This window comes from Mangrovibacterium diazotrophicum (genome assembly GCF_003610535.1).
GTDB classification, from domain to species: domain Bacteria; phylum Bacteroidota; class Bacteroidia; order Bacteroidales; family Prolixibacteraceae; genus Mangrovibacterium; species Mangrovibacterium diazotrophicum.
This window is the reverse complement of the sequence record NZ_RAPN01000006.1, coordinates 125,562-139,245: the sequence shown is the minus strand read 5'-3', so window position 1 is coordinate 139,245 and position 13,684 is coordinate 125,562. Positions and strand designations below refer to the sequence as shown.

The window sequence follows — 13,684 nt, the reverse complement described above, 5'->3', positions numbered from 1 at the left end:
ATAATTGAACGTAACACCTGACTAATTTGGACGCAAATCAAAAGAAAGAAATCCTGGCTCATGTTTTGGCGCAATCAACATTCTCGAAGTCGCCAACGAGTAGCGTTTTGCTCGAATATTTGGTGAGTGCAACCATTGCCGGAACCGATTTGAAGGAGATGACCATCGGCGTTGATTTGCTGGGGGACAAATTTGACTCGGAAAGCGGTAATGCCCGGATTCGGGTAAACATCTACAACCTGCGAAAGAAGCTGGATAACTATTACAGCGGCGAAGGCAAGGAAGATGAGTGGCGAATTGTTATCGAGAAAGGACAGTACCGGGTTGATTTTATCCCGGCGAAAGCACCCAAAAGTGAAACGCAGGCTTTCGGGCGTCGCGTGGCTGTTTTCCTGATTGCAGCGCTGGTTCTTTCGTGGGGAATTTTCTTTTGGCAGACCCGCCCCAATCCTGCCCCAAAATTCTGGAAAGACTTCTTCAAAAACGGGGCTGCGACAAACCTGATTATTGGCGACTCGTACGGATTGATGGGAGAGGTTGGAACCGGGCATCACGGCTGGTTTCGTGATTACGGCATCAATAGCCTCGACGATTTGTACACTTTTCTGGAGGCCCATCCGGAGTTGAAAAACAAAGTGACGCCGGCCAATTACTACTATACAACAGAGATGGCCGCTTTTTCGGCAAAAGAGCTGGGGGAGCTTTTCCAGCGAAACAAAGCCGATTTCGCGATTCGCTTTTCAACCCGTACAAGTTATTCCGATATCGTTTTGGGGAATGCCATTTATGTCGGGCCAATTAAAAATGACAATAAGTTTATCCGCTTGTTTAACGAGGGAAATCCACAGTTTAAGATTGAAAATAACCAACTTCATTTTGCGGGAGCTGCGCAGCAGGCGGCCAAAGATTTTAATTTATCTACCGAGGGTTTAGTGTCCGAATATGCGATTGTCAGTCGGATGGATGGTGGCAAGAACAATGCCCGTTTTGTCTTTTTTTCTGATCACGATATTGGGGTGAAAGCCACAGTTGAATACTTCACGAACAAGGATTCACTTCAGGCTTTTGCCGATCGCTATTTTGAAGGTAGGGCTGCGAATTTCACGGCTGTTTTTGAGACGACCGGGATTGAGAGAAATAGTTTGCGGCTAAGCCCGGTTTTGGTATCTGAGATTCAAGCCCGGTAAAAAAGACCGAGGGCTTCACTTGGAGTGAAACCCTCGGTAAAGAATATTATCTGGTATTTTATTTTCGGCTAATCGAATGATCGGCAGCTTTCCAGTGGTTGTTGCTGTCGTCAACATCGGGCAATTCCATCTCCGGATCAACATCAACCGAAATAATTCGGCTGGTTGAGGCAAAATTGTAGGTGTATTTGCCGCCGCGCTGCCAGATTTCAACCGGCAGTTTCACGATCGTTTCCTTTCCGTTTTCTTCCTTGATTTTTAGTTTCACCGGCATCACCATTTGTTGCAGGTTTTCCAGTGTGATTTGCGATCCTTTCGTGGGTTCATTTTCCACATAGCTAACGGCAGTCACAGCTTGGTCGAGCGTCCATGTTTGGTAGTACCATGCGTTCCAGTACCAGTTCAGATCTTCACCTGTGGCGTTATTCATCGCGCGGAAAAAGTCGTTTGGTGCCGGGTGTTTAAAGGCCCAATGGCGGATGAACTCGCGGAAAGCGTAGTCAAAACGATCGGCGCCAAGGATGTACTCGCGGGCCATCACCAAGCCATGCGCCGACTTGTAATAGCTGAGCGTATGTCCGTATTTTTGCTGAAGAACGTCCGCCAGGTTAATTATGGCTTCGGCCTCAGGGCTGGTCATATATGGCACCAGGTCGCGTGATGGATTTTTGGCTTCGGGGTCATACTCGCCGTCGCGTTTCGGGGCGAACTCTCCGTTGTTAAAATCCTCTTGGGCATAAATGTCGATGAACGTGTTGAAACCTTCGTCGATAAAGGCGTAGCGGCGTTCGTTGGAACCGACAATCATCGGGAACCAGTTGTGCCCGATTTCGTGAGCCGTTACAAAATAAGTCACCTTTGGCGTGCTGAATTTCCAGCTGCAAAAGCACAAGCCGGGGTATTCCATGCCTCCCACCGGGCCGGCAATGTTAATGGCAACCGGGTAAGGGTAGGGGAACCAACGTGCAGAGAAATGCTCGATGGAATGTTTCAGGTATTCGGTGGAGCGGGTCCAGGCCGAATCGCCAACGCTCTCAACAGGGTAAACCGACATGGCCAGCGCTGTTTTTCCTTCCGGCAGGTTTACCTTGGCAGCGTCCCAAACGTAGGCTTTCGATGCAGCCCAGGCCACATCGCGGCTGTTGGTCATGCTGAATTTCCAGGTCATTGTGCCTTCACTTTGGGGGCGTGCTGCTTTGGTGCCAACTTCCTCCGGAGTAATGATAAACTGTGTTTCGTCACTGGCTGCAGCTTTCTTCAAGCGCGAAAGCTGTTTGCGGGTCAGCACTTCTTCCGGGTTGGTCATTTCACCCGACCCAACAACAATCAGGTCAGCCGGCAAAGTGATTTCATATTGAAAGTTGCCGTACTCGCAGTAGAATTCACCCGAGCCTTGGTAGGGCAGCGTGTTCCAGCCGCGAATGTCGTCGTAAACGCACATGCGCGGGTACCATTGCGCCACGTCGTAAATCTTACCGTTTTGGGTTTCCACCAGACCGGTTCTGAATTGAGTCGGGCTGATTTTAAAGCTGTAGTTAAAAACGACCTGAACATTGCCGCCTTTGGCCGCGATTGGCTGAGTCAACCGGATTTGCATCCGGGTGTCGTTGATATTGTAGTCGGCATTCTTGTCTGCGATTTTCACCGATTGAAATTGAAAACCACCGGCATCGGTTTTAGCGCCTTGACTGAAGCTTCCGATTGAACCTTGCTGAAACAGGTTTTGGCCCAGTTCGAGCCACAGATACGACAGGTCGTCCGGGCTATTGTTTGTGTAAGTCAACGTCACTTTGGCTGTAATGGCGTTGGCAACCGTGTCCAGCTCTGCTTGAATTTGGTAATCGGCCTTGTTTTGCCAGTAATTGGCTGCGGGAATTCCGCTGGCACTCCGGTAAGGCGATTCCGGTGCAGTCATCAGGTTCGGACTAAACGCTTTGTGTTGGTCAAATCCTTCGGTGCTTTGCGCCATTCCGGTCGCAGCGCAGACAATCAACACAAAAGTCATCAGGTAATTCAAATGCTTCATGAGGTGCGGGTTTAAGGGTTGAAATGGTTTGAATCGTTTATGGTTGACAAATAGGTATCGGGAGCGCTTGCAGAATTACAAAAGTGACTGAAAATAATTGAGGAGGCTGTCCCAAAAGTCTGAATAGTTTTTTCAAAGCTATCAAATTGTAAGTCCGTTCAGGCTACATAACCCCTAAATCCCCTGAAGGGGACTTTAAGCCGCCCCTTTAGGGGAGGTTTGGAGGGGTAAATCAGCTAGAGCTTTCAATTTGTAAGTCTGAATTTCTTCGTATCGACTTTTTGGACAGCCTCTTTTTTTGTGGGCGATGTTAAAAAGACAGAGGGCTTCACTTGGAGTGAAACCCTCTGTACAATTCATTTGAAAATATCTTTTAAAGTTGCCAGCCGTTTTGGCTTTTGTCTTTCACTTCCAGTTGAACAGTTTCCAAATGCTCGGCCAGGTTGCGGGCGACTACTTTCACCGAACCGTCGTCGTTCAATTCAAAACGGCTGATGCTGGTATTTTTGGGCGCATCCCAGTGGTAATACGAGTCGTGATCGAAGCCGTGAAGTACGGTCCAAAATGCACGAATCAATCCTCCGTGACTCATGGCAAAAACTTTTTTGCCGTCGTGTTTTTCTTTAATTAGCTGGATGAATGCTTCGGCCCGGGCAATCAAATCCTCCGCTGTTTCAGCGCCTTCGGGCAGATCCAGTTCTTTCCAGTTTTTCGGGAAAGGTTTTCCTTGCCAGGCAGCCAAATAGCGTTCGCGCAAAAGTGGCTCCGGGATGATTTCCTTTTCGGGATGATATTTAGTGACTTCTTGCGTTGTCTTCATGGTGCGAAGCAAATCGCTTGAATAGTAGAAGTCGAATTCTTCCTCTTTCAGGTACTCGCCTAAAGCTTTGGCCTGTGCTATCCCATCCTCGTTGAGGGTTCCCGGGGTTTGTCCCTGGCAAATGCCTGCTGCGTTCTCAACGGTCTCTCCATGTCTGATCAGCCAAAATTCAATCATTGTCTATTTTTGTTTCGTGTTAACTTCTGAAATTTGATTTCAGTGCAAAATTGCAAAAACCAGACCAACAAATCACTTCTTTAATTTGTTCGGGTTGATTCTTTGCATTCATTTAATGTGATTTCGCGACTATTTAACTGTAATTTCTAAGGCTTTTCGCTACCTATTAGCGTCAACCTTTCTGTTGAATTTCTATTAATCGCTAAATAAATTCCTATGATCAAACAGTGTTTAGTTTTTATGACGGTCTTGCTGGCCTGGTGCGGTACAACGCGCGCAGCCGATCAGGAAGCACGTCTGTTGCGTTTTCCGGCCATAATGGGAAACGAGATTGTGTTTTCGTATGCAGGCGACCTGTATTCGGTTCCGGCAGATGGCGGAAAAGCACGCAAACTGACCTCGGATATTGGCTACGAGATGTTTGCCAAAATCTCGCCCGATGGGAAAACAATTGCTTTTACCGGACAGTACGACGGCAATACCGAAGTTTTTACGATGCCAGCTGAAGGCGGCTCGCCCAAGCGATTGACGTACACCGCAACTTTGGGGCGCGACCTGGTTTCGGACCGCATGGGGCCAAACAACATTGTGATGGGGTGGTCGCCCAATGGTAAAGAAATCATTTACCGTTCGCGCAAGCAAAGTTTTAACTCATTCAAAGGGCAGCTGTTTAAAGTTTCAACCGAGGGCGGACTTTCGGAGGAATTGCCTTTGGCTGAAGGTGGCTTCTGCAGCTATTCACCCGACGGGTCGAAGTTGGCATTCAACCGTGTTTTCCGCGAATTCCGTACCTGGAAATACTATAAAGGCGGTATGGCCGATGATGTGTGGATCTTCGATTTCAAAACGAAAGAAGTTAAAAATATTACCAATAACGACGCACAGGATATTTTCCCGATGTGGGCGGGCGACGAGATCTTCTTCCTTTCGGATCGTGATCGGACGATGAATATTTTTGTGTACAACACGAAAACGGGAACAACGGAAAAGGTAACCAATTTTGATACCTATGATGTGAAGTTCCCGTCGATTGGTGGCGACCAAATCGTGTTCGAAAATGGTGGCTACATCTACAAAATGAGCGTGAAAGACAAAACGCCCGTGAAAGTTCCGGTTTACATTGACAACGATTTTATTTATGCCCGGAACGAATGGAAAGATGCGTCGAAGCAGATCTTCAATGCTGATGCGTCGCCGGACGCCGAGCGATTGTTGTTCAGTGCCCGTGGCGATGTATTCAGTGTTCCGGCAGAAAAAGGCTTGACTCTGAACCTGACGCAAACGCCCGGAGTGCATGAGCGCGAAGCAACCTGGTCGCCCGATGGAAAATATGTGGCTTACCTGTCGGACGAAAGCGGCGAATTTGAGCTTTACATGAAAGAAGCGAAAATTGGCGCCAAAGCGATTCAGCTGACAAGCGGTGCGGATACCTATAAGTTCAGCATCGATTGGTCGCCCGACAGCAAGAAAATTATGTGGTCGGACCGGAAACTGCGCTTGCGTTATGTCGATGTGGAAACGAAGAAAGTGACGGATGTGATTGATTCGGAGTGGGGGCAGGTTCGCGCTTATAATTGGTCGCCCGACAGTAAATGGATTGTTTTCAGCAACCCGACGGACAACGATTTTTCGAAGATTTCGGTTTACAACCTCGACTCGAAAGAGATTAAAGACGTGACTGATAACTGGTACGACAGCGGTTCGCCGCGCTTCTCGGCCGATGGCAAATACATTGTTTTTGTATCGGAGCGCGACTTCAACCCAACTTACAGTTCTACAGAATGGGACCATTCCTACTCGGACATGGCCCGTGTTTACCTGGCTATTTTGTCGAAAGATACCCCTTCTCCTTTCGCCCTGGAGAACGACACGGTGAAAGTAGAGGAGGAGAAGTCGGACGCGAAAAAGGACGACAGTAAAGAGGAAAAATCGGATGATAAGAGCGTAAAAATCGACTTCGACGGTATCCAGGAGCGCATTCTGTCGCTGCCGATTAAAGCATCAAACTATTACAATGTCAACCTGGTTGGCGATAACGTGTACTATTCGCAATACGACCATGGAGTTACCACCAAACTTTACGATCTGAAAGACAAGAAAGAAACCGATTTGGGCAAATTTACCTATGGCATCACGTCTAATAACAAGAAGATGATCGTACGCGAGAAAGGTAAATATGCCATTATTTCGTTGCCGGTTGGGCCTGTCAAAGTTGATAAAACGGTGGACACCTCGAACATGGATGTTTGGGTGGATTACCAGAAAGAATGGAAACAGATTTACGATGAAAGCTGGCGCCAGATGCGCGACTTCTTTTACGTGTCGAATATGCACGGGCTGGATTGGAAAGCCATGCACGACAAATATGCGGTGCTGGTTCCTTACGTGCGTCATCGCGATGACCTGACTTACCTGATTGGTGAATTGATTGGCGAACTGAACGTTGGTCACGCTTACGTGTTGAGTGGAGAACGTCCCGAGCCGAAGCGCATCAAAACCGGTTTGCTCGGAGCCAAAATCAGTGCCGATAAGTCGGGCTATTTCAAAATTGACGAGATTCTGAAAGGTGCCAACTGGGACGAAAAACTGCGCTCGCCGCTGACCGAAGTTGGTGTTGACGCCAAAGCGGGTGACTACATTGTGGCGGTAAACGGAATCAGTACAACCACCACAAATGATGTATACTCAATGCTGGTTGGCCTGGCCGGAAAAGAAGTTGAGTTGAGCTTGAACAGCAAAGCAAGCGAAGATGGAGCCCGCCAGGTGTTGGTGAAACCAATTGCCGACGAATCGGAATTGTACTATTACAACTGGATTCAAACCAACATTGAAAAAGTAAACAAAGCAACCAACGGCGAGGTGGGCTACATTCATATTCCCGATATGGGCCCTGATGGATTGAACATGTTTGCCCGTTTATTCTATCCGCAGCTGAATAAAAAAGGCTTGATTATCGACGACCGTGGAAATGGTGGTGGTAATGTGTCGCCCATGATTTTGGAGCGTCTGCAACGCGAGGTTCAGCGTTCCAATACACGTCGCAATTACAAACACCCGACTTCGGTGCCAACCAAAATGATGATGGGGCCGAAAGTGTTGCTGATTGATAAATATTCAGCTTCCGACGGTGACTTGTTCCCATATGGTTTCAAACATTACAACTTGGGTACGGTTATCGGAACCCGCAGCTGGGGAGGTGTTGTCGGTATCAGCGGCTCGTTGCCGTTTATGGATGGCGCTGATTTACGCAAACCTGAGTTTGCTTCGTATTCTTCGGAAGAAAGCAAATGGATCATTGAAGGGCACGGTGTTGATCCGAACATTGTTTTGGATAACGACCCGTATCAGGAATACATGGGCAACGATGCCCAGCTGAACAAAGCCATTGAGCTGATTAAAGAAAAAGTGAAAACGGAATACAAGCCGTTACCGGCCATTCCGGAAGCACCGGATAAAACGAAATAGGAGATTTTTTACATATAGCAAGAGGGTATGCCTGAGAGTCATACCCTCTTGCTTTTTCATGGTTGAAGGTATTGTTTGTTTCGGGGCTCAGCCTTAATAGATTCTTGTTTCTGTAACTTTGGGTTTTCCAAGAAATATAGTGCTGATAATGGCTAAAGCTGCTATGAACAGGATTATCCAATGGTCGTAAAGGATAATTTTTTCAATATACGCAGAGAGTGGATTTGTTTGTTCCGTCATCCGATCGATCATCCACGACAGGGCTGCAATTCCGCCCAAAACAGCGCCAAATACCCGAAATTCGCGGTAGATGGAAGTACGGCTCATCAAAATAAGCCATGGAACAATGAGCAGAACGATAAAAAGTTGCATGATTTCAATCCCCATGTTGAATCCCAAAATACTAAGCGCCATCTGGCCAGGGCTAAGTTTGAGGCCAGTCAGCGTATTTGCAAATGCCAAGCCATGAATCAGACCAAACCCGAAGGCAATGAAGATACCTTGTTTGGGGAAAATTGGTCGTATTGCGTGAATTGCAGAAACCAAAATGGAAAATGCGATCAAAGTTTCAATCAACTGACTTGGCAGTTTTACCAGCTCTAGAGCTCCAATCAACAAGGTGATGGAGTGTCCGATTGTAAACGCTGTGACAACCTTCAGCAAACTTTGCAGGCTATATTTTACACCTCCAAAATTCAGCCATCTTCTTCTTCCCGGAAGCAGTGGGGCAGGCAAAAGCAATACCAGCAAAAACAACAGGTGGTCTGTCCCTTCCTGTATGTGGCGCATGCCGAGAACGAGCATACTTTTAAAGCCCTCGAACCAGCTCCCTTTTTGTGCTTCAACTTTAAACGGTGGAACGATATTATTCACAACGTCCATCGCAATGGTTCCGGTTTGCACCGGCTGATCCTGGTAAATTCCAGCTTCCCAATCTTGCCGGATTGAGACCAGTGCCGTGTGAGTTACGACCTGGTTGATGATAACATCGTAATCCAAAATAAACGAGCGCACATCTGATTCTGAAGCAGGTTGAAGCCATAAATGGACAGTGAGTTCCTGATATTGATTTTGGTCTCCCTGAGCTGGAGGCGTAACCTGTAGGTCTGTAATGGCAACGTTCCAATCCTCGTTGTTCAGTCCGCTGGGATGCAGATGCTTCAGAATGTAGGCTTTTAATTCCGTTTTTGATTTTTCAGCCCAGTCATCAGTATTTGTATCGATTTGTCCGCCGACGGCCAACTTTAGCTCAACCAGGGGCAGCTGTAATTCCAGCCCAACTCCGTTTGAATGCATGTCAATAAGAACCAACGAATTGGGCATCGGGTGACTGTAACTGCGAAGCGATCCAGTGAAAAGGAGCAACGCAGTTACAATATATTTAACGAATTGTTTTTTTGTCATCATTAACCAGATTGGGAATGAATTTCAGATTTACCAGCGATTTAAAACGAAAAGTATCCGCCGTAGTCGCTGCTATGATCTCTGTAAACCGAGTGATAGTGAATGGCTGAATAAACAACACCTGACTGGCAAACAAACTCAATCCAAACACTTGGTCCGTCAATTCTAACGTAGTCCGCATGATTCGTCAAACTGATGTTTCCGGAATAAGCAACGTAAGTATCGTCCAATTCGCCTTCATACATGGCCAAAACTGCTGTTCCTGTTTCATCATCCACATCATCGGTCCAGGGTTTCATGGCTGCAACAACCAAGGCTTTTTGATCCGTCGTTAGTTCGCTACAAGGAATACCCAGTTTTGTTGCAGGAAATTCACCGTCGTTACCTGGTCCCAACACAACATCACTAAAACTGCTTGATAACTTTGCCTCGATCAACTGCGAACTTGTAAGTCCTGCCAGCATGGCAATCATCGCTTCGTGTTCAGTATTCAGAGGGTCATATGTGGTTGATCCTGATGTCCATGATGTTGGCTCAATACCTTGGTGTGATGGAGTGGAACCAACAACTTCTCCGCCCGAGTAGGTGATGTTTTGGGCGTAGTGGTGGCCACCAAATTGGAGCATCCAGGTGCCCGTTGTACTAGGTGTACCCAGGAAGGCGATGATGTATTCTCCCGATGAGTAGGTACTTCCTGCTTTTTCTCCAAGCACGTCGTCGGCTGCATTGATTTGAGAAAACTCACTGTAACCTTCGTCTTCCGTTGTACCGGCTGCTGCGGCAATAACTGCTTTTGCAGCGGTCAGCTGTGTGTCGGTTAGCGTACTGAATTCCAATCCATTTCTGATGCTGACACCACCGGGTAAATTCGACCATTTAATGGCATTTGCCTTGGTGAAATCTAATTCCAGCGTGCTGATTTGCGAAGTAGTCAGCGTAGCCTCAAATGCTTCAGCCAGGCAGACAATCTTGGCCACTTGTGTTGTAGCTGAACTACAATCTGTACTTGTGCTTGTACTCGAGTCTGAACTGCTATCATCCGTTGTCGTCGTTTCCGAAGATGTATCCGAATCATCAGCAACAACTTCATCATTATTACCGCTACACGAACTCAATGCTACAGAAACAAAAAAAATAAATATAACCGGCAGGATCAGTACCAAAATGGTTTGCGCTATCCTGCGATTTGTAGTTGCACTCGTCATAATCGTTTTCTTTTTTTACTGTTTTAATAAGACCAATATCTTTTTGTTTTACCCTACCGGTTGTGTGGTTGTATTTCAGTTATTTATACAATATGCGTGTTTGTGTTATGATAATTGCATCGGGTAATCACAAGTGATAAAACCTTATAAGATGCTTTTGTCTTATATGTCTTTATGCAAGATGAATTATATCTTTTGTTAATTTCTGTTAGCGAAATTTTTTAGAATTTTTTTTCGACATCTGTTGCACTGTGGCGGGAGGTGATTCTGATAGCTATTAAAAGATCTCATTGCGATAGCGGATTCACCCGTTGCTTTTCCTGCCTGCGTTGGCATTTTGCATTTTTAATCGTTGGCAAGGAACGACTGTGACGTCCGGTTGGATAGGTACAATGCAAAGGGATTCGTTCGGTACCTCGAGTAAAAGGGGTTGACAGCTTTGGTCAATCCTTTTTTTTATTTCTTTAGAGTGCTGGCCCCAATGGTTTTACCCGGTTGAATCGGGGCAGGATGGATGAGGTTTCTTGGTTGTATAATACAGGAGCTCGGCGTTATATAATCGAACGGTCATCGATAAAAAGCAAAAGTGCCGCAAGTATTAATTGCGGCACTCTGGTGGATTCATAGGGGTGCTATGAATTTATCAAGTAATCTGATTATTCTTTATCAGCCTGTACAAATTCTCCGCTTGCGCTGATCCGTACCAGGTCGCTAACGATCGCTTCCGGGAATTTTCCGCCGATTTCAAAATCAGAACGGTTAAGAGTTCCTGTAATTTGAAAAGCGGTAGTCAGCTTTTGCGACATTGGATTTGTTGTTTGTCCTCGGTAAACCAGATCAACAGTAATCGGTTTTGTAACTCCGTGAATGGTCAGGTTACCTGTTAATTTGTATTTGTCTTTACCGTCAGGAGTAATTTTGGTGCTTGTAAAGCTAAGTTCCGGATACTTTTCAGCATCAAAGAAATCAGCACTTTTCAGGTGGTTGTTTCTCATTTCCACACGTGTATTAATTGAAGCTACTTTAGCGTTCAGCGTAAATACAGCATCGCTGAAATCGGGTTTCGATGCGGTTACGTCAACTTTAATGTCGTCAAAAGTTCCGCTTACGTCGTTAAAACCTAAGTGGGTTACGGTAAAGAACAGTTGCGAGTGAGGAGGATCGTTTGTCCAAACAGAAGGTTTATCAGTTGTGAATGCAGATAATACAAGCAGAGCTGCAAGCGATAATAATACACTAACTTTTTTCATAATGATGTTTTTAAATGTTGAATTTTTTGTATTTCTATTTTCAATTATTAGCTATTCAAACTCCTCCGGTCGTTTTGCATTGCAATTTCTTCCTTCGGTTAATTGTATATTGCAAAGTTAGCTTGGGAGCAGGGGGACAGGGTAATAGTTTTCGGAAGAAGAGTTGTAGTTTTCGGAAATCGCCGTTTTAACTTCAGAACGAATATCAGTAGATCGTGAAAGACAAGGGATGCTTTTGGGCTGAAGACAACATCGAAGAGGATGCAGTAGCAACGAATCATGTGAAGTCATTCAAAGTGCAATGCAATAAAAAAGGCCACTCAATCTGAGCGGCCTTTCATGCTATGGCTTGTAATGAAAGCCTTTTAGGCTTTTGTTTTTTCAAGGAACGGGTAATCGGTGTATCCTTTTTCGGCACCGCCGTAAAAAGTATTCCGATCGTAGTCATTCAGTTCTGCTGCCAGCTCGATTCTTTTCGGCAGATCCGGATTGGCAATAAAGTGGCGTCCAAATGCAATCGCATCCGCTTTACCGGCTTCAACATATTCCGCAGCTGTTTCCGGTGTAAAACCATCAGCAGCGATAATGGTGCCGTCGTACGATTTCCAAAGGGCTTCTTCTTTGGCTGTTACGTTTTCAATCTCGCCCTGGCGGTAGCGAATCAGGTGCAAATAGGCCAGCTTGTAACTGTTCAGTTTTTCAACCAGGTACTGGTACACTTCATACGATTTCGGATCGTACTCGCCATAAGGGTAGGCGAATGGTGACAAGCGAATACCAACTTTGCCGGCTCCGAATACGTCAACCAGTTGGTCGAGAACTTCGAACACGATACGGGCTTTGTTTTCAATCGAACCACCGTACTCGTCGGTTCGCAGGTTGCTGGTTTCGTGCAGAAACTCGTGCAATAGGTAACCATTGGCAGCGTGCAACTCAACACCATCGAAACCGGCCGCTTTTGCATTCTCGGCTGCTTTGCGATAATCATGAATGGTTTGTTTAATTTCGTCAACAGTGATAGCACGTGGTGTTTCAAACGGAACTTGTTCGAAAGATGCCGTCAAAGTCATCCCTGGTGCTGCAACGGCAGATGGTGCTACCGGCAAACCCGCTTCCGGGTGCAGTGATGTGTGCGATACACGTCCCACGTGCCAAAGCTGGATAAAGGTCTTGCCATCCTCAGCATGGACGGCATCGGTTACTTTCTTCCAGCCTGCTACCTGTTCGTCGCTGTAAATACCTGGTGTGAGCGGATAGCCCATGCCAAGTGGCGAGATTTGGGAAGCTTCAGTCACAATTAGTCCGGCGCTTGAACGCTGACGGTAATATTCAACGTTTAAATCGTGTGGGGCCAGGCTGCCCGCTGTTGCCCGCATGCGGGTGAGCGGTGCCATAACGAGTCTGTTTTTCAACTCGTAATCGCCTAGTTGGAGTGGTGTGAATAATTTGTTTTCCATTGCTGTTTGTTTTTTTAGACCGATTGGTCTGTTTCGTGGCAAAAAAATTTAAAAAGTTTCAATTTCTGTTTTAATCAGATTCACGATCTGTTCTAATTGTTCTCTGTTGTTTTCAATGCGGCTGATAATGACAGCACCTTCCAGCATCACGTAAAATTTCAGGGCCTGGGATTCGCAGTTCAAACCGGCTGAAAACTCGCCGTTTTCAACACCTTCCCGCAGCAGGTTTGTGATGGCCTCGCGCGAGGACTGGATGACCTGCTTCACCCGCTCCCGAATCGCAGGATGAGTGTCGTCTGATTCAGCACCAAAATTAATAACCGGGCAGCCTCCCATTTCATCCCTGAGTTTTCCGGCCAGGGTGTAATCCAGGTAAGCCAGTAATTTGGCTTTGGCGCCCGTAAAATTCTGAAGATGTTCCTTCAGCTTGTTTACATAGCTTTGAGACAAGTAATTGAACGCTTCGAGGCAAATCTCATCTTTGTTTTCGAAGTTCCCGTAGATGCAACCTTTGGCCAATCCGGTTGCCTCCATAATATCGCTCAGCGAAGCGCCGGCCATGCCCTTCCTGTTGATAATGGGAGCTGCTTTTTCGATGATAAATTGCCTTGTACGTTCTGCTTTACTCATGATGATTCAAAAATAGACCGTTCGGTCGGATGAAATAGACTGATTGGTCTTTTTTTTGATCGG

At 46.4% G+C, this 13,684-nt stretch carries 9 protein-coding genes; 2 read left to right on the top strand and 7 right to left on the bottom strand.

Annotation, left to right across the window (positions count from 1 at the left end):
- The first annotated feature begins 26 nt into the window (after window positions 1–26).
- Window positions 27–1,187: a helix-turn-helix domain-containing protein gene (locus BC643_RS22920; protein ID WP_120275801.1), complete on the top strand. Its 1,161-nt coding sequence runs from the start codon at window positions 27–29 to the stop codon at window positions 1,185–1,187.
- Window positions 1,188–1,245: 58 nt separating this feature from the next.
- Here BC643_RS22920 and BC643_RS22915 read toward each other — a convergent pair whose 3' ends face one another.
- Together BC643_RS22915 and BC643_RS22910 are read right to left on the bottom strand one after the other, a co-directional pair.
- Window positions 1,246–3,213 (bottom strand): M1 family metallopeptidase, encoded by a 1,968-nt coding sequence (locus BC643_RS22915; protein ID WP_120275800.1) that lies wholly within the window; start codon window positions 3,211–3,213, stop codon window positions 1,246–1,248.
- A 373-nt stretch (window positions 3,214–3,586) separates the two neighbouring features.
- Window positions 3,587–4,210: a histidine phosphatase family protein gene (locus tag BC643_RS22910; protein WP_120275798.1), complete on the bottom strand. Its 624-nt coding sequence runs from the start codon at window positions 4,208–4,210 to the stop codon at window positions 3,587–3,589.
- A gap of 216 nt (window positions 4,211–4,426) precedes the next feature.
- On the opposite strand from BC643_RS22910, the gene BC643_RS22905 reads away from it, so the two are divergent.
- Entirely contained in the window at window positions 4,427–7,675 is a 3,249-nt protein-coding gene (locus tag BC643_RS22905) for a S41 family peptidase (RefSeq protein ID WP_120275797.1), read from the top strand.
- Window positions 7,676–7,768: 93 nt separating this feature from the next.
- Here BC643_RS22905 and BC643_RS22900 read toward each other — a convergent pair whose 3' ends face one another.
- The 5 genes from BC643_RS22900 to BC643_RS22880 all read right to left on the bottom strand — a co-directional run bounded on the left by BC643_RS22900 (window position 7,769) and on the right by BC643_RS22880 (window position 13,621).
- Entirely contained in the window at window positions 7,769–9,079 is a 1,311-nt protein-coding gene (locus BC643_RS22900; RefSeq protein WP_170154667.1) for a HupE/UreJ family protein, read from the bottom strand.
- Window positions 9,080–9,120: 41 nt separating this feature from the next.
- Window positions 9,121–10,284 (bottom strand): DUF3500 domain-containing protein, encoded by a 1,164-nt coding sequence (locus BC643_RS22895; RefSeq protein WP_120275793.1) that lies wholly within the window; start codon window positions 10,282–10,284, stop codon window positions 9,121–9,123.
- A gap of 656 nt (window positions 10,285–10,940) precedes the next feature.
- A complete protein-coding gene (locus BC643_RS22890; protein ID WP_120275791.1) occupies window positions 10,941–11,534 on the bottom strand; it encodes a YceI family protein in 594 nt (197 codons plus the stop codon).
- Between the two features lie 365 nt (window positions 11,535–11,899).
- Window positions 11,900–12,991: an alkene reductase gene (locus BC643_RS22885; protein ID WP_120275790.1), complete on the bottom strand. Its 1,092-nt coding sequence runs from the start codon at window positions 12,989–12,991 to the stop codon at window positions 11,900–11,902.
- A gap of 48 nt (window positions 12,992–13,039) precedes the next feature.
- Entirely contained in the window at window positions 13,040–13,621 is a 582-nt protein-coding gene (locus BC643_RS22880) for a TetR/AcrR family transcriptional regulator (RefSeq protein WP_120275788.1), read from the bottom strand.
- Window positions 13,622–13,684: the final 63 nt, after the last annotated feature.

Excerpts from the sequence above, each read along its gene's own strand:
- BC643_RS22915 (WP_120275800.1), bottom strand. The coding sequence starts at position 3,213 with ATGAAGCATTTGAATTACCTGATGACTTTTGTGTTGATTGTCTGCGCT.
- BC643_RS22890 (WP_120275791.1), bottom strand. The coding sequence starts at position 11,534 with ATGAAAAAAGTTAGTGTATTATTATCGCTTGCAGCTCTGCTTGTATTA.
- BC643_RS22895 (WP_120275793.1), bottom strand. The coding sequence starts at position 10,284 with ATGACGAGTGCAACTACAAATCGCAGGATAGCGCAAACCATTTTGGTA.
- BC643_RS22885 (WP_120275790.1), bottom strand. The coding sequence starts at position 12,991 with ATGGAAAACAAATTATTCACACCACTCCAACTAGGCGATTACGAGTTG.
- BC643_RS22910 (WP_120275798.1), bottom strand. The coding sequence starts at position 4,210 with ATGATTGAATTTTGGCTGATCAGACATGGAGAGACCGTTGAGAACGCA.
- BC643_RS22900 (WP_170154667.1), bottom strand. The coding sequence starts at position 9,079 with ATGACAAAAAAACAATTCGTTAAATATATTGTAACTGCGTTGCTCCTT.
- BC643_RS22905 (WP_120275797.1), top strand. The coding sequence starts at position 4,427 with ATGATCAAACAGTGTTTAGTTTTTATGACGGTCTTGCTGGCCTGGTGC.
- BC643_RS22880 (WP_120275788.1), bottom strand. The coding sequence starts at position 13,621 with ATGAGTAAAGCAGAACGTACAAGGCAATTTATCATCGAAAAAGCAGCT.